Source organism: Roseibium sp. RP-7, assembly GCF_053005225.1.
Window position 1 is genome coordinate 593,054 of the sequence record NZ_JBRKQA010000003.1, and the last position, 19,740, is coordinate 612,793.

General features: G+C 61.1%; 22 protein-coding genes. 13 read left to right on the forward strand and 9 right to left on the reverse strand.

The window, feature by feature from the left end; all coding sequences use genetic code 11:
- The gene (locus ACVDG9_RS25645; RefSeq protein ID WP_075283227.1) at nucleotides 1–849 is read right to left on the reverse strand and encodes an SDR family NAD(P)-dependent oxidoreductase; all 849 of its coding nucleotides are present in this window, start codon (nucleotides 847–849) and stop codon (nucleotides 1–3) included.
- Between the two features lie 178 nt (nucleotides 850–1,027).
- Between ACVDG9_RS25645 and hisB the strand changes: the two genes are divergently transcribed.
- From hisB to coaA, 8 genes are all read left to right on the forward strand, one after another.
- A complete protein-coding gene (hisB, locus tag ACVDG9_RS25650; RefSeq protein WP_447239310.1) occupies nucleotides 1,028–1,621 on the forward strand; it encodes an imidazoleglycerol-phosphate dehydratase HisB in 594 nt (197 codons plus the stop codon).
- A gap of 15 nt (nucleotides 1,622–1,636) precedes the next feature.
- On the forward strand, nucleotides 1,637–2,140 hold the full coding sequence (locus tag ACVDG9_RS25655) for a DUF2628 domain-containing protein (RefSeq protein ID WP_031269963.1): 504 nt from the start codon (nucleotides 1,637–1,639) through the stop codon (nucleotides 2,138–2,140).
- Complete coding sequence (hisH, locus tag ACVDG9_RS25660; protein WP_447239311.1) at nucleotides 2,137–2,790, forward strand: imidazole glycerol phosphate synthase subunit HisH; 654 nt, start codon at nucleotides 2,137–2,139, stop codon at nucleotides 2,788–2,790. The genes ACVDG9_RS25655 and hisH overlap by 4 nt, the downstream gene beginning before the upstream one ends.
- Nucleotides 2,791–2,814: 24 nt before the next feature.
- Nucleotides 2,815–3,102, forward strand: coding sequence for a DUF1330 domain-containing protein (locus tag ACVDG9_RS25665; protein ID WP_023002421.1), 288 nt, complete (start codon nucleotides 2,815–2,817; stop codon nucleotides 3,100–3,102).
- A 6-nt stretch (nucleotides 3,103–3,108) separates the two neighbouring features.
- Nucleotides 3,109–3,852: a 1-(5-phosphoribosyl)-5-[(5-phosphoribosylamino)methylideneamino]imidazole-4-carboxamide isomerase gene (gene hisA / locus ACVDG9_RS25670; protein ID WP_447239312.1), complete on the forward strand. Its 744-nt coding sequence runs from the start codon at nucleotides 3,109–3,111 to the stop codon at nucleotides 3,850–3,852.
- Nucleotides 3,849–4,628, forward strand: a complete 780-nt coding sequence (gene hisF, locus ACVDG9_RS25675) for an imidazole glycerol phosphate synthase subunit HisF (RefSeq protein ID WP_023002419.1) — start codon at nucleotides 3,849–3,851, stop codon at nucleotides 4,626–4,628. The genes hisA and hisF overlap by 4 nt, the downstream gene beginning before the upstream one ends.
- A gap of 24 nt (nucleotides 4,629–4,652) precedes the next feature.
- Nucleotides 4,653–4,976 carry a phosphoribosyl-ATP diphosphatase gene (locus ACVDG9_RS25680; protein WP_023002418.1) on the forward strand — a complete coding sequence of 108 codons (324 nt, stop codon included), beginning with the start codon at nucleotides 4,653–4,655 and terminating at the stop codon, nucleotides 4,974–4,976.
- A 63-nt stretch (nucleotides 4,977–5,039) separates the two neighbouring features.
- The gene (coaA, locus tag ACVDG9_RS25685) at nucleotides 5,040–6,005 is read left to right on the forward strand and encodes a type I pantothenate kinase (protein ID WP_023002417.1); all 966 of its coding nucleotides are present in this window, start codon (nucleotides 5,040–5,042) and stop codon (nucleotides 6,003–6,005) included.
- Between the two features lie 21 nt (nucleotides 6,006–6,026).
- Here the strand turns inward: coaA and ACVDG9_RS25690 are convergent, their stop codons facing one another.
- Nucleotides 6,027–6,851 carry an alpha/beta fold hydrolase gene (locus ACVDG9_RS25690; protein ID WP_447239313.1) on the reverse strand — a complete coding sequence of 275 codons (825 nt, stop codon included), beginning with the start codon at nucleotides 6,849–6,851 and terminating at the stop codon, nucleotides 6,027–6,029.
- 180 nt (nucleotides 6,852–7,031) lie between these two features.
- Nucleotides 7,032–7,430: a RidA family protein gene (locus tag ACVDG9_RS25695; protein WP_228932008.1), complete on the reverse strand. Its 399-nt coding sequence runs from the start codon at nucleotides 7,428–7,430 to the stop codon at nucleotides 7,032–7,034.
- Between the two features lie 169 nt (nucleotides 7,431–7,599).
- On the opposite strand from ACVDG9_RS25695, the gene ACVDG9_RS25700 reads away from it, so the two are divergent.
- The gene (locus ACVDG9_RS25700) at nucleotides 7,600–8,178 is read left to right on the forward strand and encodes a TetR/AcrR family transcriptional regulator (RefSeq protein ID WP_152505041.1); all 579 of its coding nucleotides are present in this window, start codon (nucleotides 7,600–7,602) and stop codon (nucleotides 8,176–8,178) included.
- Nucleotides 8,179–8,256: 78 nt separating this feature from the next.
- On the opposite strand, the gene ACVDG9_RS25705 is transcribed toward ACVDG9_RS25700, so the two are convergent.
- The 4 genes from ACVDG9_RS25705 to ACVDG9_RS25720 all read right to left on the reverse strand — a co-directional run bounded on the left by ACVDG9_RS25705 (nucleotide 8,257) and on the right by ACVDG9_RS25720 (nucleotide 14,088).
- Complete coding sequence (locus ACVDG9_RS25705; RefSeq protein ID WP_447239314.1) at nucleotides 8,257–9,945, reverse strand: methyl-accepting chemotaxis protein; 1,689 nt, start codon at nucleotides 9,943–9,945, stop codon at nucleotides 8,257–8,259.
- Nucleotides 9,946–10,121: 176 nt separating this feature from the next.
- Nucleotides 10,122–12,008, reverse strand: coding sequence for a VHL beta domain-containing protein (locus ACVDG9_RS25710; RefSeq protein WP_447239315.1), 1,887 nt, complete (start codon nucleotides 12,006–12,008; stop codon nucleotides 10,122–10,124).
- Between the two features lie 100 nt (nucleotides 12,009–12,108).
- Nucleotides 12,109–12,666 (reverse strand): ActR/PrrA/RegA family redox response regulator transcription factor, encoded by a 558-nt coding sequence (locus ACVDG9_RS25715; protein ID WP_031269958.1) that lies wholly within the window; start codon nucleotides 12,664–12,666, stop codon nucleotides 12,109–12,111.
- 15 nt (nucleotides 12,667–12,681) lie between these two features.
- Nucleotides 12,682–14,088, reverse strand: a complete 1,407-nt coding sequence (locus ACVDG9_RS25720) for an ActS/PrrB/RegB family redox-sensitive histidine kinase (RefSeq protein ID WP_023002410.1) — start codon at nucleotides 14,086–14,088, stop codon at nucleotides 12,682–12,684.
- Nucleotides 14,089–14,286: 198 nt separating this feature from the next.
- On the opposite strand from ACVDG9_RS25720, the gene secB reads away from it, so the two are divergent.
- The gene (secB, locus tag ACVDG9_RS25725) at nucleotides 14,287–14,787 is read left to right on the forward strand and encodes a protein-export chaperone SecB (protein WP_447239316.1); all 501 of its coding nucleotides are present in this window, start codon (nucleotides 14,287–14,289) and stop codon (nucleotides 14,785–14,787) included.
- Between the two features lie 140 nt (nucleotides 14,788–14,927).
- Here secB and ACVDG9_RS25730 read toward each other — a convergent pair whose 3' ends face one another.
- Both ACVDG9_RS25730 and hrcA read right to left on the reverse strand, forming a co-directional pair.
- Nucleotides 14,928–15,731 carry a HesA/MoeB/ThiF family protein gene (locus tag ACVDG9_RS25730; RefSeq protein WP_228932005.1) on the reverse strand — a complete coding sequence of 268 codons (804 nt, stop codon included), beginning with the start codon at nucleotides 15,729–15,731 and terminating at the stop codon, nucleotides 14,928–14,930.
- Between the two features lie 96 nt (nucleotides 15,732–15,827).
- Entirely contained in the window at nucleotides 15,828–16,901 is a 1,074-nt protein-coding gene (gene hrcA, locus ACVDG9_RS25735; protein WP_031269953.1) for a heat-inducible transcriptional repressor HrcA, read from the reverse strand.
- A 171-nt stretch (nucleotides 16,902–17,072) separates the two neighbouring features.
- Here hrcA and rph point away from each other — a divergent pair, with 171 nt between their 5' ends.
- The 3 genes from rph to hemW are packed head-to-tail and all read left to right on the forward strand — an operon-like array spanning nucleotide 17,073 to nucleotide 19,606.
- Nucleotides 17,073–17,786 (forward strand): ribonuclease PH, encoded by a 714-nt coding sequence (gene rph / locus ACVDG9_RS25740; protein ID WP_023002406.1) that lies wholly within the window; start codon nucleotides 17,073–17,075, stop codon nucleotides 17,784–17,786.
- A gap of 11 nt (nucleotides 17,787–17,797) precedes the next feature.
- Nucleotides 17,798–18,436, forward strand: coding sequence for an RdgB/HAM1 family non-canonical purine NTP pyrophosphatase (gene rdgB / locus ACVDG9_RS25745; protein WP_023002405.1), 639 nt, complete (start codon nucleotides 17,798–17,800; stop codon nucleotides 18,434–18,436).
- A gap of 15 nt (nucleotides 18,437–18,451) precedes the next feature.
- Complete coding sequence (gene hemW / locus ACVDG9_RS25750) at nucleotides 18,452–19,606, forward strand: radical SAM family heme chaperone HemW (RefSeq protein WP_447239367.1); 1,155 nt, start codon at nucleotides 18,452–18,454, stop codon at nucleotides 19,604–19,606.
- Nucleotides 19,607–19,740: the final 134 nt, after the last annotated feature.

Consider the following 19,740-nt stretch of genomic DNA (forward strand, 5'->3'; position numbering starts at 1 on the left):
CTACGCCTTGCCTGTTCGCTCGAATTCCGCAAAGGCATCCTTGTAGTCGTCATGCCAGCGCGACAGCGGCGGCCGGTTTTCAATGATATCGCCGATGGCCCATTCTGCCCGGCGATTGTCCCTGGTGCTGTCGACATCATTATCCGGGCACAGGATGTAGAAATCGCCTGCTGACATCCGTTCGATGAAATGATCGACGGTCTGCTCGCTGGTCCAGGCCGCGTCCGGCTTCTCCGGAAAATGGCTTGCGGTCATGCCCGTGTAGGTGAACCCCGGAACGAACAAATGCACCGAAATGGGCGCTCCGGCCTGCCGCAGTTCATGGGCAAGCTGTTCGCTGAGCACTTTCACGGCTGCCTTGGTGGTGTTGTAGCCGGGGTTTCCCGGAGGTGTCGTGATGCCCTGCTTCGATCCGGTGTTGACGATGACCGCCGGGCGGGCAGCCTCGATCAGGCGCGGCGTGAAGGCATGGACACCGCGCAGGACGCCGTAGAAATTGATGTCCATAAGGCGGACCCAGTTGTCGAAGTCCTCCCAGGCAGAGGTCGGCAGGCTGATGCCGGCGTTGTTCATCAGGACCGCGACGGGCCCGGTCTGAAAAGCCTTCTCGGCCAGGGCTTCCACCTGCGCCATGTCACCGACATCGGTCGGAACCGCGAAAATATCGACACCGACCGTACCGGCGGCACGCACCTTTTCCGTTGCCTCTTCAAGGGCCGGACCAGGCAGATCGGCAAGAATGACGCCCAGTCCTGCCTGGGCGAAGCGGGTGGCAGCGGCCAGTCCGACGCCGCTGGCAGCACCGGTAACGACGGCAATCCCGCCTTCTGAAATGGCTTTTTTGTACATGATGGATTTCCCCCAAAATGGATTTCAGGAACGCGGCGACAGACGAATGCCGATTTGCCTGTCTGCAAGATAGTCCGGCCACAGAACCCTTTCACTATGAAACCGCTATTTTCTTAGACGGTTCAGGCTGCTACAACACCGCGGTTCTTCTTTCCCATTATCCACGGGGCATCAGCACATGCGCACAGCGAGTGTATCGCGCGATACCAAGGAAACCCGCATCTCGGTCGAGATCAACCTGGACGGGACGGGCGCATACGACGTCCAGACCGGCGTCGGGTTCTTCGACCATATGCTGGAGCAATTGTCGCGACATTCGCTGATCGACATCAAGGCCCGTGCCGATGGCGACACTCATATCGACTTTCACCACACGGTCGAGGATACCGGCATTGCGCTGGGCCAGGCAATTTCCGAAGCGCTGGGCGACATGGCGGGCATCACCCGTTATGCCGATACCCATCTTGCCATGGATGAAGCGCTGACCCGCTGCGCGCTGGATGTGTCCGGCCGTCCCTTCCTGGTCTGGGACGTCACCTTCGACCGGGACAAGATCGGTGAATTCGACACGGAGCTGTTCGAGGAGTTTTTCCGGGCATTCGCGATGAATTCCGGGATTACCCTTCATATTGCCAACCTTTACGGCTCCAATTGCCATCACATCGCTGAAACCTGCTTCAAGGCGGTTGCGCGCTCCTTGCGCAAGGCGGTGGAGATCGATCCGCGGCAGGCAGACCGCATTCCGACCACCAAGGGCCAGCTCGGCAGCTAGGGCAGGAAACGGCGCATGAGCACATATGTTGTGATGGCTCCGCCAGAATTCGAAGACGTGGCTGGCGATCCTCGCCAGACCGACAGGCTCGCCTTCGTTCCGGACGGCTTCTCGACACTTGCGTTCCTGTTTGCCGTCATCTGGCTGCTGGTCAACCGCATGTGGCTGGTGCTGCTTGGCTATCTCGCCGCGACGCTGGTGATCGAGTTGCTGGCGCTGTCCGTCAGTCAGGAAGCCATGGCCGTCGTTGCCCTCTTCACCTCCATCCTGTTCGGCCTCGAGGCCCAGGCGCTGCGCCGCTGGTCGCTGGAGCGCAAGGGTTGGCGCGTTGTCGGCATCGTCGACGCGCACAACAAGAGCGAAGCCGAACTCCGATTTCTCCACAAGGCGGCTGACCGAGTGTCGCCGCCCAGACCTCAAATCGACCGGCAACAGCGCCCCGCCTCCCAACCGATCATCCCGAGGATTGGTAGCGAGCAGGTGGTGGGCCTGACCCTCGGTCCGGAGACCCGTCAATGACAATTGCGATTATCGACTACGGCTCGGGCAACCTGCGCTCGGCCGAAAAGGCGTTTGAGCGCGCGGCCCGTGCCCACGCCCACACGCCCGACGTTATCGTGACGTCCGACCCCGAAAGGGTACTGAAGGCCGACCGTGTCGTGCTGCCGGGTGTCGGCGCCTTTGCCGACTGCAAGCGCGGCCTGTGGGCTGTCGAAGGCATGCCCGAGGCGCTGGAACAGGTCGTATGCAAGGACGGCAAGCCGTTCTTCGGCATCTGCGTCGGCATGCAGCTGATGGCAAGCCGCGGCCTGGAATTCGAGACCGTTGAAGGTCTTGGCTGGGTCGAAGGCGACGTTACAGCCATGGAACCGGCAGACAAGACGCTGAAAATCCCCCACATGGGCTGGAACACCATTGAGGTCCGCCCGGAAAGCCACCCGGTTTTCAAGGGGCTGGAAACGGGACCGGATGGCCTGCACGCCTATTTCGTGCACTCGTTCCACTTTGCCTGCGCCAGGGCGGAAGACCGCCTGGCAACGTTCGACTATGCCGGCACCTTCACCGCCATGGTGGCGAAGGACAACATGATCGGCACCCAGTTCCACCCGGAAAAAAGCCAACGGCTCGGTCTGGAGCTGATCGCCAATTTCCTGGACTGGACCCCTTAATCTTAAAGCGCCTGGGAGGCCAACATGAGCAAAGGTTACTGGATCGCCCGTGTCGACGTGCATGACGCCGACGGATATCCGGCATACGTGGAAACGGCAAAGCCCGCTTTCGAGCGGTTCGGCGCCAATTTCCTTGCCCGCGGCGGCAAGACCGATGCCATCGAAGGCCCGGGCCGGGCGCGCAACGTCATCATCGAATTTCCGAGCTTCCAGCACGCGGTTGATTGCTATAATTCGCCGGAATATCAGGAAGCGGTGAAAATCCGCCAGAAGGTAGCCGATGGCGAAATCGTCATCGTTGAAGGAATTTAAAGCGACATGATCCTCTTTCCCGCCATCGATCTGAAGGATGGCCAGTGCGTTCGCCTGAAACTGGGCGACATGGACCAGGCAACCGTGTTCAACGACAACCCGGGCGCGCAAGCCCGGGCGTTCGAGGATCAGGGCTTCGAATGGCTCCATGTGGTCGATCTCAACGGCGCGTTCGCCGGCGAGAGCGTCAACGGCGCGGCTGTCGATGCCATTCTGGGGGCAACGAAGAACCCGGTGCAGCTGGGTGGCGGGATCAGGACGCTGGACCATATCGAAACCTGGCTGGACAAGGGCATCAGCCGCGTCATCCTGGGCACTGTTGCCGTGCGCGATCCGAACCTGGTGAAGGAAGCCTGCCGCAAGTTCCCGGGCAAGGTTGCCGTCGGCATTGATGCCAAGGGCGGCTATGTCGCGGTCGAGGGCTGGGCGGAAACGTCCGAACTTACCGCAGTCGATCTTGCCCGGCAATTCGAGGATGCAGGCGTTGCGGCGATCATCTACACCGATATCGATCGTGACGGCGTCCTGAAGGGTCTCAATATTCCCTCGACGCTGGACCTTGCCCGCGCCGTCTCCATTCCGGTCATCGCCTCGGGCGGCCTTGCGTCGATCGACGACATTCACCGCCTGCTGGAGCCGGACTGCGCTATCCTGGAAGGGGCGATCTCGGGCCGTGCGCTCTACGACGGCCGTCTCGATCCGAAAGAAGCCATGGAATTGATCCTGGCCGCGCGGAGCAAAGCATCATGACCTTGAAAGCCCGTGTCATTCCCTGTCTCGACGTCAAGGACGGCCGTGTCGTCAAGGGCGTCAACTTCGTGGATCTGGTCGATGCCGGTGATCCGGTGGAAGCCGCCAAGGCCTATGACGCGGCCGGGGCGGACGAGCTCTGCTTTCTCGACATCACCGCCAGTCACGAGGGCCGGGACACGATCTACGACGTTGTCCGGCGCACGGCCGAGGCCTGTTTCATGCCGGTTACCGTCGGTGGCGGCGTGCGCACGGTGGAAGACATCCGCAAGCTGCTGATTGCCGGAGCCGACAAGGTGTCGATCAACACGGCGGCCGTTACCAATCCGGATTTCGTGCGCGAAGCAGCGGAAAAATTCGGCGCGCAATGCATCGTCGTTTCCATCGATGCGAAGCAGGTCAACGCTCCGGGCGAACCGGAAAAATTCGAGATCTTCACCCATGGCGGCCGCAATGCCACCGGCATCGATGCTGTTGAGTTCGCCAGGAAGGTTGTCGAACTGGGCGCCGGTGAACTGCTGGTCACGTCCATGGACCGGGATGGCACCAAGTCCGGCTACAATATCGCCCTCACCCGGGCGATTGCCGATGCGGTGCCGGTGCCGGTGATCGCCTCGGGCGGTGTCGGCAACCTGGACCACATGGTGGAAGGCATCCGTGATGGCCATGCCACTGCGGTGCTGGCCGCCTCGATCTTCCACTTTGGCGAATACACCATTCAGGAAGCCAAGCACTACATGAACGACGCCGGCGTACCGATGCGCCTCGACGCCTGAAACGGCCTCAAGGGAACTAGCCGAATGACCGACTTCACTTTGGAAGATCTGGACGCCATTATTGCTGCACGTGCGAATAGCGCGGACGACAAGTCCTATACGCGCAAGCTCGTCAACAAGGGCGTTGCCAAATGCGCCCAGAAGCTGGGGGAAGAAGCGGTTGAGGCGGCGATTGCCGCCGTTCAGAAGGACCGGCAGGAATTGACGGCCGAGGCCGCCGATGTGCTTTATCACTTGTTGGTGGTTCTCAATGTCTCCAATGTCCCCCTCGGGGATGTTATGAAGGAGCTTGCGAGCCGTACGGGACAGACCGGACTGGAAGAAAAGGCGTCCCGGCCTCAGGAATAATCCAGGGCCTGCAGGCTCTGTACCGGATCCGGCGTTCAGCCGCGCAGCAGGAACTGCGAAGTAATGGATCAGAAAGTCGCCACGGCCCTGGACATGGATCTGTCCCCCTACCAGGTGTTCACCGAGCGCGAGTGGGCAAGACTGCGTGCGGACACGCCCATGACGCTGGATGCGCATGAGGTGGCCCAGTTGCAGGGCCTCAATGCGCCGGTCTCGATCGAGCAGGTCGAGACAATCTACCTGCCGCTCTCCCGTCTGCTTGCCTTCTATGCCGAAGCAACCATCAGCATCTTTCAGGCAACGCAGAACTTCCTCGGCACCCGTGACGGCAAGACGCCGTTCATCATCGGTGTTGCCGGGTCGGTGTCGGTCGGCAAGTCGACCACCTCGCGCGTGCTGCGTGAGCTTCTGGCCCGCTGGCCGGCCAGCCCCAAGGTCGACCTGATCACCACCGACGGGTTCCTGTATCCAAACGCGGTGCTGGAAGCCGAAGGGCTGATGTCCAAGAAGGGCTTTCCGGAAAGTTTCGACAGGCCACGTCTGTTGAAATTCCTGTCGGACATCAAGGCAGGCAAGCGGTTCGTCCGGGCACCGGTTTATTCGCACTTCTACTACGATGTCATGCCCGGCCACACGGTGACGGTCGACCGGCCCGATATTCTGATTGTCGAAGGTCTCAACGTGCTGCAGACGCGCGAATTGCCCAAGGACGGGCGCGCGGTGCCGTTCGTTTCGGATTTCTTCGACTTCTCGGTCTATATCGACGCCGATGAAACCCTGCTGCTGAACTGGTATGTCGACCGCTTCATGCGCCTGCGCGAGACAGCCTTCCGCGATCCGGGATCCTATTTCCATAAGTATTCGCGGATCACGGATCAGGAAGCCGTCACGACCGCCAATCGCATCTGGAACGACATCAACCTGGTCAACCTGCGCGAAAACATCCTGCCGACGCGGCCTCGCGCCGACCTGATCCTGACCAAGGATTCCAGTCACAAGATTGCCAAGGTCGCCCTGCGCAAGATCTGAGCTGCAGCTGACGCCTGTCCCTCAGAGGAAGGCACCCAGCTTGGCCAGAACAAGATCCGGCACCTCGAGTTGCGGCAGGTGGCCGGCGTTCGGCAGCGCTTCGAATGTCGACTGCGGAATGGCGGCGTGCAGAGCCCGGCCCCGGTCGATCGGGATCCACGGATCGTCCTCTCCCCAAAGGATCTTCACCGGGCACCGGATGTCGCCGTAAAGCGGTTCGATCTCGTTGGTATAGGCTTCGTCTGCCTGGGCGAACTGGCGATAGAAGCTGCCGCGGCCTTCTTCGCTCAGCCAGGGGTCAGCCAGTGCCGCGCGGGCCTCGGCCCCGATTTCGTTGACAAGGGCGCCGCCGATATAGGCATCGACAACCGCGCGGTGGATATGCGGCGGGAGCCCGACAAAGGCTTCCACATGGCGGCCGACGTGATCGAAGAACTCCGACCCCCAGGGGCTGAGGGCAACGACGTTCATCAAGACGTATTTCTCGAAATCGCAGCCGTGCAGAAGATGCGCCCGCAACGTTGTTGACCCGCCAAAGTCATGGGCTACGACCGATGGCCGTTCGAGTTGCCAATGATCGAGCATTTCGGCAAAGACCTTGCCCTGAATGTCGAGGGATGTGCGTTGCTCAGCTGACTTTGCCGACTGGCCGTATCCAGGCATGTCGTACCAGTGGACGCGGAACTTCCTGGAGAGTTCCGGAATGAGCCGATGCCAGGACCAGGACGACCACGGCCAGCCGTGTGCGAGCACCAGCGACGGCCCTTCACCCGCCCGGCCTGCCATCACGACACCGGCAGACGTCCGGATTTCTTCGGAAAGGTGCCAATTCGTGGTGTCGTTCATAACCTGGTCTCCATTGAGCATGCATCGGCTGACATGCGCTGGAGAAGGTCAGGCGCCCGTCTCCCAGCGCCTTCCGCACGTGGTGTGCCACATTGCTGCTTGCAACCGTTGAAGGGCTGGTTTCGGTCCGGCCTGCCTTCAGGCTCGATGAACCCGGAAGGCAGGTCTGCCGAAAAAGTGTCAGGTGGCGTCGGGGATACGGGCGATGACCTTGATTTCAAAATCGAAACCGGCCAGCCAGTTGACGCCGACAGCCGTCCAGTTCGGATAAGGCGCTTCTTCGAAAACCTCGTCCTTCACCTTCATCAGGCTCTCGAACTGGTTTTCCGGGTCCGTGTGGAAGGTCGTGACGTCGATGATGTCGTCCAGTCCGCAGCCAGCTGCTTTGAGCACGGCTTGCAGGTTTTCAAAGGCCAGGCGCACCTGATCTTCGTAGTTTGGTTCAGGCGTGCCATCTGCGCGGCTGCCGACCTGACCGGATACAAAAAGAAGATCGCCGGAGCGAAGAGCGGCCGAATATTTATGCGTGTCATAAAGGGCGTGACGACCCTCCGGGAAAACGGGTTGGCTCTTGGTCATGTTCAGTTCTTTCAAGGTTGGAGTTTCGGTGTGAAACCGGGCTTAACGGGGAGCGCTTATTGAGATACGCTGCGTATGTGAATAACTCACATACGCAGCGTATGTCAACTGGCATACGCGGCGTATGCGAATTTGCGAGGTAAGGATGGCGCCGGGAAAACGAGCCGAAATGATGGAGGAAACGCGGGCGAAGCTGATAGCGGCAGGGCGAAAAGCCTTTGCCGAACAGGGCTACGCGGCTGCGTCCATGGATGAACTGACCGCTTCTGTCGGCCTGACGCGCGGCGCGCTTTATCACAATTTCGGAGACAAGAAGGGCCTTCTGCAGGCGGTGGTCAATCAGCTCGATGGCGAAATAGCAGCCGAAGCCAAGGAAGCCGCCAGCCGGCTTGGCGGGAGCGAATGGGAGTCGCTCATGGCAGAAGGCATCGCCTATATCGAGATGGCTCTGAAGCCGGAAGTGCAGCGTATCGTGCTGCTGGACGGACCATCCGTACTTGGCGATCCGTCACAATGGCCGAGCCAGAATGTTTGCCTGCAGACAACGACAAGTGCGCTTGAACGTCTGATCGCCGAAGGCCTGGTAAAACCCGTTGACGCGGAAGCCGCTGCGCGGCTTCTGAACGGCGCTGCCTTCAATGCCGCGCTCTGGATTGCGGCAAGCGATGACCCGCAAGCGGACCTGAAGAAGGCGATCGACGCTTTCAAGGTTCTTGGAGAAGGCCTTCTGACGACCCCGCCGGGCTGACATACCACTTGGAAGCAGACACGAAAAAGCCCGCAGCCTTTGAGGGACTGCGGGCTTTTTGAGTCTGGTGTCCGGACCTTAGGCCACGGAGCGCTTGCGGACTTCCTGCAGGAAGGTACCGACCTGATTGCGCAGCATCGAAGCATTTTCCTTCAGCTGCTGGGCCGAGCTATCGACCTTTTCCGCGGTATCGCGGGTGTTTTCGGCAGCCGCTGCAACGGTCTCGATGTTCGTGGTCACTTCAACCGTGCTACGCGAAGCTTCGGTCGCGTTGCTGGCGATTTCCTGCGTCGCAACGCCCTGCTCTTCCACGGAAGAGGCGATGGACGAGGCGATTTCGTTCATGTTGTTGATGATCTCGGTAACCGAGGAAATGGCGCTGGCCGCATGACCGGTCTCATCCTGGATCGCCGTGATCTGGCTCGAGATTTCCTCGGTTGCCTTGGAGGTCTGGGTGGCCAGCTCCTTGACTTCCGCCGCAACGACCGCAAATCCCCTGCCGGCTTCGCCTGCGCGTGCCGCCTCGATGGTCGCGTTAAGCGCCAGGAGGTTGGTCTGTTCGGCGATCGCCTGGATCAGGTTCACGACCTCGCCGATGCGGCTGGCGCTTTCGGAAAGGCCATGCATGCGCTGGTTGGTTGCCTGGGCTTCTCCGGCAGCGCGGGCCGCAATCTCGCTGGAAGACTGCACCTGACGGCGGATTTCGTTGACCGAGGCCGACAGTTCTTCCGCCGCCGCCGCAACGGTTTCAACGTTGTGGGCTGCCTGGGAGGAGGCGTTGGAAACGCGGCCGCTCTGTTCCGTGGTCTGTGCCGCGACGCCGGTCATGTCGGCGGAAGCAGCCTGCAGGTTCTGCACGGAGCTGTCGATGATGTTGAGCATTTCCATGATCTGACGGTCGAAATCACCACTGAGCTGCTGGATCTCCGCTCCCTTGCGGGCAGCGTCTTCCTGGCTGGAATTCTGCTGCTCTTCAAGCTCGCGCCGTGCAGCTTCGTTCCGGACGAAAACTTCCATGGCGCTTGCCATCTGGCCGATCTCGTCGCCGCGGTCGGTACCGTCGATCGTGATGCTGGTGTTGCCTTCGGCCAGGAGGCTCATGTTGCCGGTCAGAGCCCGCAGCGGGCGGACCGTGTTGCGAACAGCAACGACAGCGATACCGATGGCGATCAGAGCGCCGACCAGAGCCAGGGCGATGATCGCGGTGGCAGCGCTCCAGTAGGCTTCGTCGAGATCGTCAACATAAACCCCCGTGCCGACCATCCAGCCCCACGGCTCGAAGCCGGATCCCCAGCCGTATTTTTCAACCGGAACCTCGCCGTTCGCGCGCGGCCAGTAGTAAAGCAGCGATCCGCCGCCGGCCTTGGCATCCTTGATCAGTTCGGCAACGATCTTGACACCCGTCTTGTCGGAAAAGCCAAGCATGTTGGTGCCGACGAGCTTTGCGTTCGGATGAACCAGGTTCATGCCCTGGTAGTCATAGGCGAAGACATAGTTGTCACCTTCGAACCGGATGGCACCGATGGCGGCGCGGGCTGCGGTCTGCGCTTCCTCGCGGCTCATCTGCCCGCTTTTTTCCAGGCCGTGGTAATAGGCGGCGATTGAAACCGCGCTATCTGAAATTTCCTCGATCTTCTTGAGACGTTCGGCGAACATCGCCGAATAGAGGCTGTTGAGGCTCACCACGCAGATCGCGGCTGTGAACAGCAGGATGGTTGCGATCGGGAGGCTGATCTTCCAGGTAATGGGCCAACGGGCGAAGGACATGGTTAAGTGATTCCTATCGAACTCTGTCCGACAAGATTTCCTCTCAATAATTGACCAAATGCTTAAGAAGACAGCAGATTTATGCCCTTAAAACGATTAGGGCACCGAAAACTGTCAGACAGTCCGGATTTCTACCAAGTATAAAACCTGTCGTTTTTTACAGGCGTGTCTGAAATCTATCTGCGGGCGCAGAACACGTCCCGCAATCCGGGACGGGACCAGGTGGCATTCTGAACCTGGCCCTTCAGCACATGCCCCTGGGATTCGTAATAGAACGTGTTGGCGCTGCCCTGTCTCTGCAGGGTGACGGCGCCATAGCCCATTTCGGCAACGGTTGCGGACTGCATGTCCGGCGAAAACACGACATTCAGGTCAATGCCGGCGGTGCACAGGTAATCGGCCACATTGGCGCGAGCTGTCTGCTGTTGCTGTTGCTGGAAATTCGGCTGGTTTGAGCCTTCGATGGATCCCGGGGGGACGGGGCCGGACGGGAAATCGTTGCCGGGCTGACCGTCGAAGCCGCCACCGTTGGGTGCTCCCCAGGTGCCGCCATTGTTGTCGAAGCCGTTGTTGCCGAATCCGTTGTTACCAAAGCCGTTGTTACCGGGGGCACCGAAGTTCGCCGGTCCGTTGATCACGACCTCCCTGTACGGGGTCTTGGTGACATAAATACCCCGGCATTCGCCACTGGAGCCGCGCACGGTCCAGGCGTGGGAAACATAGGTCTGCTGTTCCAGGATTTGCCCCGGTTCCAGGCGCGCGTAGGGCCGCTCGCCACCGCGGTAATCCACCCAGCTCACTTCGATGGGCTGACGGCTGGCGTTGCGGAACACGATCTGACCAGGCCGGACGGCTTCGACCGACCGCACCCGGCCGGCCTCGGAGCAGGAAAGATCCGAGTTCGCTTCTTCTGCACCGCTGCCGTAGGCATCGTCTGAAACGATCTGCTGAGGCTGGGCGCAGGTGGCAACGAACAGGCGCACCGGGTTGGCGCTGCCTTTCAGGGAAACTTCGTGTGCAGGCAGACCTTCGACCGCGATCGACAGGGCAGACTGCTTGATCATGGCCTCCCACAGCGGGTCGGTCATTTCAATATTGACTTCGGGCAGCGATATGCCGGCTTCATTGGCGCTGGAGGAGCCGAAAGCATTGTAGACGCTGTCGAATTCGCCTGCGGAAATGCGCACTGCCTGCGGCATGCCTTCCAGAAGTCCGGCGGGAGCCTGCTGGAACGTGATCTTGGCAAACCCGGACTGAGTGGTGCAATCGGCCCGGAAATCCCGGTCGTCGGTTTGCGCAACGGCGTGCTGCAGCAGCGATGGTGTTCCGGGCTGCGTACCCGGTTCGGCCAGCCACTCGCGCGCCTCGTTCGGGCTCACCAGAACCGGTTCGGAATTGGCGGCACCCGGATAACCGTCACCGGTTACCGTGTCGATGTCATCAGGCAAAGAGGCCGTTTCGGTGCCAGGTGTGGAAATGGGAGTATCGACCTGGTCGAGCGGCTTCAATCCGCCCTCTTCGGCAGGCGGATTGATTTCCTCAACGGATGGGGTCGATGATCCGTTGGAGTTGGAAGCGGTCTGCTGTCCTTCGGCAGGTCGATCCTGCTGGGAAGACTGTGTTGCCGCCGGGGCATTGGAAACCGGACCGGCGGCCGTTCCGGAAGTTGTGCCGACGATGCGGGCGACCGCGCCCGGCTTGCCGTCGTTCGAGACGTCGACCACAAGCGTGCCGCCGGAGCAGAAGCTGGCATCCCGATGCAGGACGCGGCTGTTTTCCAGAGTGACTTCAAGCTTGACGTCACAGGGCGGCAACTTGTTGTCGCTGCCCATCGTGTCGATGACCACACCCTTGTCGTCGCGGCTGATGATCGGCCGGTATTTCTTGTTCACGGTGATGGACCGGATGCCGGGTTGCGGCGGTTCCACGTTGATGCGCACGGTTTCGGGAACCGATTGAGCCTGTGCAGGCAAAGCCGACATCATAAGAACCACACTGCACGCGGCCAGCAGGCCGGATTTCAGCGCGGGGGTAACAAGAACATGGGCAGCATCAAGCCGCATAAGCGATCTCCGTGGGAGCGCAGGTTGGCACCGTTTGGGAATACTTAGGCAAAGTGGCAGTCTAAGGGCAAGCCCGCAATGGCGGGAAGCCCCGGCTTTCTCAGCGCGGCGCGCGCTTTGCCAGGATCCTTTGCAGGGTTCGGCGGTGCATGTTCAGCCGGCGTGCGGTCTCCGAAACGTTGCGGTCGCAAAGCTCGTACACCCGCTGGATATGCTCCCAGCGGACCCGGTCGGCCGACATCGGATTTTCCGGCGGTTGCGCCTTGTCTTCGGGCTTGCGCGCAAGCGCTGCAACGATATCGTCCGGATCGGCGGGCTTTGCGAGATAGTCGATGGCCCCCAGTTTGACCGCCGTGACCGCAGTGGCAATGTTGCCGTATCCGGTCAGCACGATGGCGCGGGCATCCGGACGGCGCTGGCGAAGCTGTTCGATGACATCAAGACCGTTGCCGTCTTCAAGCCGCATGTCGACAATGGCGAAGGCCGGGGCATTCTGGGCAATCTTGCCGGCTGCGTCCTGAACACTGTCGGCTGTTTCCGTCGTAAAGCCGCGTTTTTCCATGGCGCGTGCGAGGCGCTGCTGAAACGGCTTGTCGTCGTCAACGATCAGGAGGGTCATGTCCTCCGAACTGTTCAGGGCAGGTGTCTGGTCCGTCATTTGGCTCTACCGGTCTTATTCTTGCGTCTTCTCCTGCACCCCGGATGGATTCACGGGCACAGCATGCATTGTTTGCGCTTTATTGCCGTTATGGGGTGAAAAAGCCGTTTCGTCCACTCTGCCGTCCTGTTCAAACACCTTGCGCGGCCAGCTTACGCGGATGTGAGCCCCTGTCTGGGGTGGGGCCGAATTTTCCAGATGCAGCTTGGCACCCGTGCGTTCCAGCAGGGTTTTGGCAATGAAGATGCCAAGACCAAGCCCTCCGCCGGTGCCGCGTTGCGGCGACTTTCCGCCGCGCACGGAAACGTAGGGGTCGCCGATCTTGCCCAGAATTTCGACTGAAAAACCGGGGCCGTCGTCCTTGATGGAAATCGAGAGTGTCGTTTCGTCCCAGCTGGCGGACACATCGACGCGGGTCTTGGCGAAGTCGACGGCATTTTCCAGCAGGTTGCCAAGTCCGTAACGGATTGCCGCGTTTCGTGTACCCACCGGCTCGGCGCCGGTACCGGACCCGGTGGAGTGGATCGCAACGCCCGTGCCCCGGTGCGGGTCGACAACATCTTCCAGCAGTTGCGACACCGGCATGCGCTGGTAGGTCCGGTCTTCCTCGCTCGACAGGCTCGTGAGCTGACGCAGGATCGACCGGCAGCGCTCGGCCTGTGAGCGGATCAGGTCCACGTCCTCGGCCCTGGGGTCGCTCGCCTCGAATTCGTCCGTCAGTTCCTTGGCCACCAGATAGATGGTGGCAAGCGGCGTGCCGAGCTCATGCGCGGCCGCGGTTGCCAGCCCGTCAAGCGCGTTGAGATGCTGCTCACGGGCAAGCACGAGTTCGGTTGCCGCAAGCGCGTCCGCCATCTGGCGGGCCTCTTCGGCCACCCGGAACGCATAGATCGCCATGAAGCCGAGCGTGGAGACGAGCGCGGTCCAGATGCCGACGGAATAGACGATCGGAAGCGAGAAGTCGTCACCCACCGGCCATGGCAGAGGCAGGTGGAAAACCGCAACCAGGCTGGCGCAAACCGTGGCCAGAATGCCGAGGATCACTGTGTAACGGGCCGAAAGGCCCGTCGCGGACACCATCACCGGCGCCATCAGCAGGAACGCGAATGGATTGCCCAGACCGCCGGTCAGGAACAGAAGCCCGCTCATCTGCAGGATGTCATAGGCAAGCTGCAGGGCTGCGGCGCGTTCCGACAGGCGCATGGCCGAGGGCCAGCGGATCTTCAGGAAGATGTTGAGCCAGGCGGACAGGGCCACCATGGCAAAGGCAGGTCCGGCCGGCGTCGGATAGCCCAGACCGACATGCACGACCAGGAGCGCTGCGGACTGGCCGCCCACGGCAAGCCAGCGCAGGCGCACCAGCGTGTCGAGTTTCAGGCGCCGGTGCGGCAGGGTGATATTGGATGTCGGTTGTTCGTGCATCTGGACTTCTTGGAGAACGGCAACTTCCCTCTTTTGAAGCGGATTCCGGCGGCTGGCAAGGCCGGGGCTCTTGTGCCGACAAGGCGTAAGTGGTAGCCACCCGCTAACACGGCTGTCCGGATCACGCGGGCCGGCGGCCAGCCGGAGGGATTTAATAGCTCTTCATTTCAGATCAGCACCGCGCAACGGAATGAGATGATGACCGACACCAATGACGGCGGCGCTCAGCCGCAGGCGGAAAGCGCAGCAGCGCCGGGCATGCACATCCTTGGCCAGTACATCAAGGACCTGTCTTTCGAAAACCCGAATGCGCCGCGTTCCCTGGGACCGGGCGATCAGCCGAAGCTCGACATCAACGTCAACGTCGGTGCCCAGCAGGTTAACGACGACCAGTTTGAAGTCGTCCTGACCCTGAATGCCAAGGCCGAGCGCCCGGACATGGTGATGTTCAACGTCGAGCTGGTCTATGCAGGCCTGTTCAAGATCACCGGCGTGCCGAAAGAGCACATGCATCCGTTCGTGATGATCGAGTGCCCGCGCATGATCTTCCCGTTCGCCCGCAACATCCTTTCCGAAGCGACCCGTAACGGCGGCTTCCCGCCGCTGATGCTCGACCCGATCGATTTCGCTCAGCTCTACCGCCAGAACATGGCCCAGCAGGCCGCTGCCCAGCAGGCAACCGAGCAGAAGCCGAACTAAGGCCAGTCAGACCATAGTTTTACAGAACCCGTCCCGGGCAACCGGGGCGGGTTTTTGTTTGCCCGAAAGACTATCCGGTCAGACTTGAGGGAAGCGGTCAACAGCAGGTTTCTCACTCCCTGCGGGAGGGCGATCTCGTGTCACGCCTCCTCCAGCAGCTCCGCCCATGTTTTCGGAGTGTCGCCGTTGAGGGGGTTCTTCGCGGAACGCTTGTAGCGAATGGTTTCCATGCGCACGGTTCTGGCGTCGAAGAGGATCATCCGGCCAACCAGTCCTTCGCCCGTTCCGGTCAGCTCCTTCAGAACTTCCATGGCCTGCATGGCGCCAATGATACCCGTCAGCGCACCCAGAATGCCGGCCTGGGCACAGGTCGGCAGCAGGCCGTCGCGCGGCTTTTGCGGGAACAGGCACCGATAGGTCGGGTTGGCTGTGCCGTCCGGGCCGGTTTCATGGGGCTTCAAGGTGGTCAACGAGCCGTCGAACTGGCCGACGGCGGCCGTGACCAGCGGTTTCTGCGCAAAGAAACAGGCATCGGACACCAGGTAGCGGGTGTCGAAATTGTCCGATCCATCCACCACGAGGTCATATCGGGAAACGAGCTGCATGGCATTGTGGCCGGCAAGGCGGGTGGGGTGCGGCTCGACCTTCACATTGGGGTTCAGTCGCGCAATCGCTTCTGCCGCACTGGCAACCTTGGGCTCACCCAGCTGGTCGGTATCGTGGATCACCTGCCGCTGCAGGTTGGAAAGAGACACCGTGTCGTCGTCGGCAACGCCCAGCGTGCCAACACCGGCAGCTGCCAGATATTGCAGCACCGGCGCGCCGAGGCCGCCGGCACCGATCACCAGCACGCGTGCATTTTTCAGCTTCTGCTGGCCGGCGCCGCCGATCTCCTGCAGCACGATGTGGCGGGCGTAGCGTTCCAGTTCGGCGGGCGAAAGCATGTCAGGTCCTGTCTGGCTGGTCTCGGGTACACATGGGGGTGGTGGCGGCGGCAGGTCAAGCCCGTGCCCGCTCGGGAAATCCGGTCTCCGGCAGGTTTATCCGAGTATCCGGCTCACCAGCCGGGCGGTGTAGTCGACCATCGGGATCACCCTTGCATAATTCAGCCGGGTCGGTCCGATCACGCCGAGAACACCGACGATGCGCTGGTTGCTGTCCCTGTAGGGCGACACCACCAGGGAGGATCCGGACAGCGAGAACAGGTTGTTCTCCGAGCCGATGAAAATGCGCACCCCGTCGCCCTGTTCGGCAAGACCCAGCAACTGGATAAGATCCTTCTTGCTTTCAAGATCGTCGAACAGCAGGCGAATGCGCTCCAGATCCTCAACGGCGTCCAGATCGGTCAGGAGATTGGACCGGCCCCGCACGATCAGCGTGCCCGGATCGGTGGCGCTTTCCCCGCCCCAGACCGCAAGACCCGCATCAATGACCTTCTGGCTCAAGAGATCCAGTTCGGCCTGGTCCGCATCGCGGACCTTTTCCAGTTCGGAGCGGATTTCCGACAGGGTCCTGCCCTTGATCTGGGCATTCAGGTAGTTGCTGGCCTCCACCAGAGCCGAGGACGGCAGGTCGCCCGGCAGATCGACAACGCGGTTCTCGACGGACCCGTCTTCGCTGACGAGGATCGCCAGGGCCTTCAGCGGTTCGATGCGCACGAATTCGATGTGTTTCAACCGCATGTCCGACTTGTGGGTCAAGACAACGCCGGCGCCCATGGACAGGCCGGACAGCATCTGACTGGCTTCCGTCAGCACCTGCTCGGCCGAATTCGCCTTTTGCGACGCCCGCACCTGGGCATCGATCGCCCGGCGCTCGTCCTGGGTCAGGTCGCCCACTTCCAGAAGGGCATCAACGAAGAACCGAAGCCCGATTTCGGTCGGCAGCCGGCCTGCGCTGGTATGCGGCGAATGCAGCAGGCCCATATGCTCCAGATCAGACATCACGTTGCGGATCGAGGCAGGGGACAGCGAAATGCCGAGCTTGCGCGAAACGTTCCGGGACCCGACGGGTTCGCCGGTCTCCAGATAGGTTTCCACGATCGAACGGAAGATTTCACGGGATCTCTTGTCGAGGTCGCTGAGGCTCAAGGCTTGTTCTCCGAATGTGACCACTCACCGGGGTCGACCGGGCTTTCATCAAAAAGATATAGGCGCAAAAGGGGGCTTGCGTGAAGTATCACAACGCAAGGCCTTTACGGCGAAGGAAGTTGGGGTCTACAAGGCCCCAACGAATACGCTGGAGAAACGGCGGTTTTTCCGGAATGAAAGTCGAAAGGGATATGCATGCGTCCGTCCAAACGCGCAGCCGATGAACTCCGTGCGGTCACACTGGAGCGCGGGGTCTCCAAACATGCCGAGGGGTCCTGCCTCGTCAAGTTCGGCGACACCCACGTTTTGTGCACCGCCAGCCTGGAAGAGCGGGTTCCGCCCTGGTTGCGCGGACAGAACCGCGGCTGGGTGACGGCTGAATACGGCATGCTGCCGCGCGCCACGGGCGACCGCATGCGCCGCGAAGCCAGTGCCGGCAAGCAATCCGGCCGGACGCAGGAAATCCAGCGTCTCATCGGCCGGTCGCTGCGCGCCGTCGTCAATCTGGAAGCCCTCGGCGAAAACCAGATCACTGTGGACTGTGACGTCATCCAGGCCGATGGCGGCACCCGCACGGCGTCCATCACCGGTGCCTGGGTTGCCCTGCGCGACTGCATCGAGTGGATGAAGGCCCGTGACATGGTCTCTGGCGAGGTCCTGAAGGATCACATTGCCGCCATTTCCTGCGGCATCTACGAAGGTGCTCCGGTGCTCGACCTCGACTACGCCGAGGACAGCACCGCCGAGACCGACGCCAACTTCGTTCTGACCGGGTCCGGCGGCATCGTCGAAATCCAGGGAACGGCCGAGGGTGCACCGTTCTCCGAAGAGGAATTCGGCAAGCTCATGGGCCTGGCCAAGCTGGGCATCGGCAAGCTGGTCGACCTTCAGAAAATGGCCATTCTCTAAGGGCGCAAACCATGAGCCATCGCAAGCTGGAACCGGGCAAACTGGTTGTCGCAAGCCACAACAAGGGCAAGATCCGCGAGATCAACGAACTGCTTCAGCCTTATGGTTTCGAAGTGATCTCCGCCGGAGAGCTGGACCTGCCGGAACCGGACGAGACAGGTGTCACGTTCGAGGAAAACGCAGCCATCAAGGCCCATGCGGCGGCCAAGGCTTCCCGTTTGCCGGCCCTGGCTGATGACAGCGGCTTCTGCGTTGCGGCACTGAACGGCGATCCGGGCATCTATTCCGCGCGCTGGGCAGGTCCGGACAAGGACTTCGCGATGGCCATGCGCACGATCGAGGAAAAGCTTCAGACCCTGGGCGCAACGACGGACGACAAGCGCCGGGGATCTTTTGTTGCCGTGTTGTGCCTGGCCTGGCCGGACGGCAGCGAAGAGTTCTTCCGCGGCGAGGTCGAGGGACAGATCGTCTGGCCGCCGCGCGGTACGCAGGGCTTCGGCTACGACCCGGTTTTCCAGCCGGATGGCCATGAGCGGACCTTCGGCGAAATGACCTCGGAAGAAAAACACGGCTGGTCGAAGGACGGATCCGCCCTTTCACACAGGGCGCGGGCATTCCAGCTCTTTTCTGCCGGCTGCCTGGAAGGATAAAAAGACGTGACAGGTGTGGGGGCAGCCGAAGGAGGCTTCGGCATTTATATTCATTGGCCGTTCTGCGCAGCCAAATGCCCTTATTGCGACTTCAACTCCCATGTCCGTCACCAGCCGGTCGACCAGGCCCGTTTCGCGGCCGCTTTCGAACGGGAACTCTCTCATTTCGCCGATTTGACGAAGGGCAGAACGGTTCAATCCGTGTTCCTGGGCGGCGGCACGCCTTCGCTCATGGAACCGGCGACGGTGGACCGTATCCTGAAGGCGGTTTCCGATCGTTGGTCGATGGATGAGAACGTCGAAATCTCGCTGGAGGCCAATCCTTCGTCGGTCGAGGCCGAGCGCTTTCGCGGTTACCGGGCAGCAGGTGTCAACCGGGTCTCGCTGGGCGTGCAGTCGCTCATCGATACGGATCTGAGACTGCTTGGCCGCCTGCATGATGCGCACACGGCCCGCACCGCCATCGAAACCGCGCGGGCGACCTTCCCGCGCCTGTCGTTCGACCTTATCTATGCCCGGCCGGGTCAGACACTGGCCGGTTGGGAACAGGAACTGAACGAGGCCATTGCGCTCGCGGCCGATCACCTGTCGCTCTACCAGCTCACGATCGAGGAAGGCACGCCCTTCCATACGCTGTTTCACGCCGGCAAGCTGAAGATGCCGGATCAGGATCTCGGCGCCGAATTCTATGAACTGACGCAGGATGTGACCGCCGCTGCCGGTCTGCCCGCCTATGAAGTCTCCAACCACGCCCGTCCGGGCGCCGAATGCCGGCATAACCTCGTCTACTGGCGCTACGGCGATTATGTCGGCGTCGGGCCCGGTGCCCATGGGCGCATCACGGTGGGTGTCAGCAAGCTTGCAACCGCGACCGAGCGCCATCCGGAAACCTGGCTGGAAAATGTCGAAAGCCACGGTCATGCATTGACCGAAAACGCCGGTCTTTCCGAAGAGGAGCAAGGTGACGAATTCCTGCTCATGGGACTACGGTTGACCGAGGGGATCGACCTGAAACGCTACGAGCGTTATGCGAGCCGCTCCATCGATCCGCTTCGTCTGGCAGCCTTGATCGAGCATGGCATGGTGGAAGAAATCGGGGAAAACCGCATTCGCGCAACCCGTGAAGGTTTTTTCGTGCTCGATGCGGTGGTCGCAGATCTGGCCGCCTGAGCCGTTCTGGAACGCCGTTAATATAATGCTACCAAATTGATTTAAATGTTCTATTGGGTCTTTTGCATTGCACAGTGATTTGGTGCGAAAATGTCTTTCGCCGCGATCCTGAGCACTTAGGCGCGTATTCACAT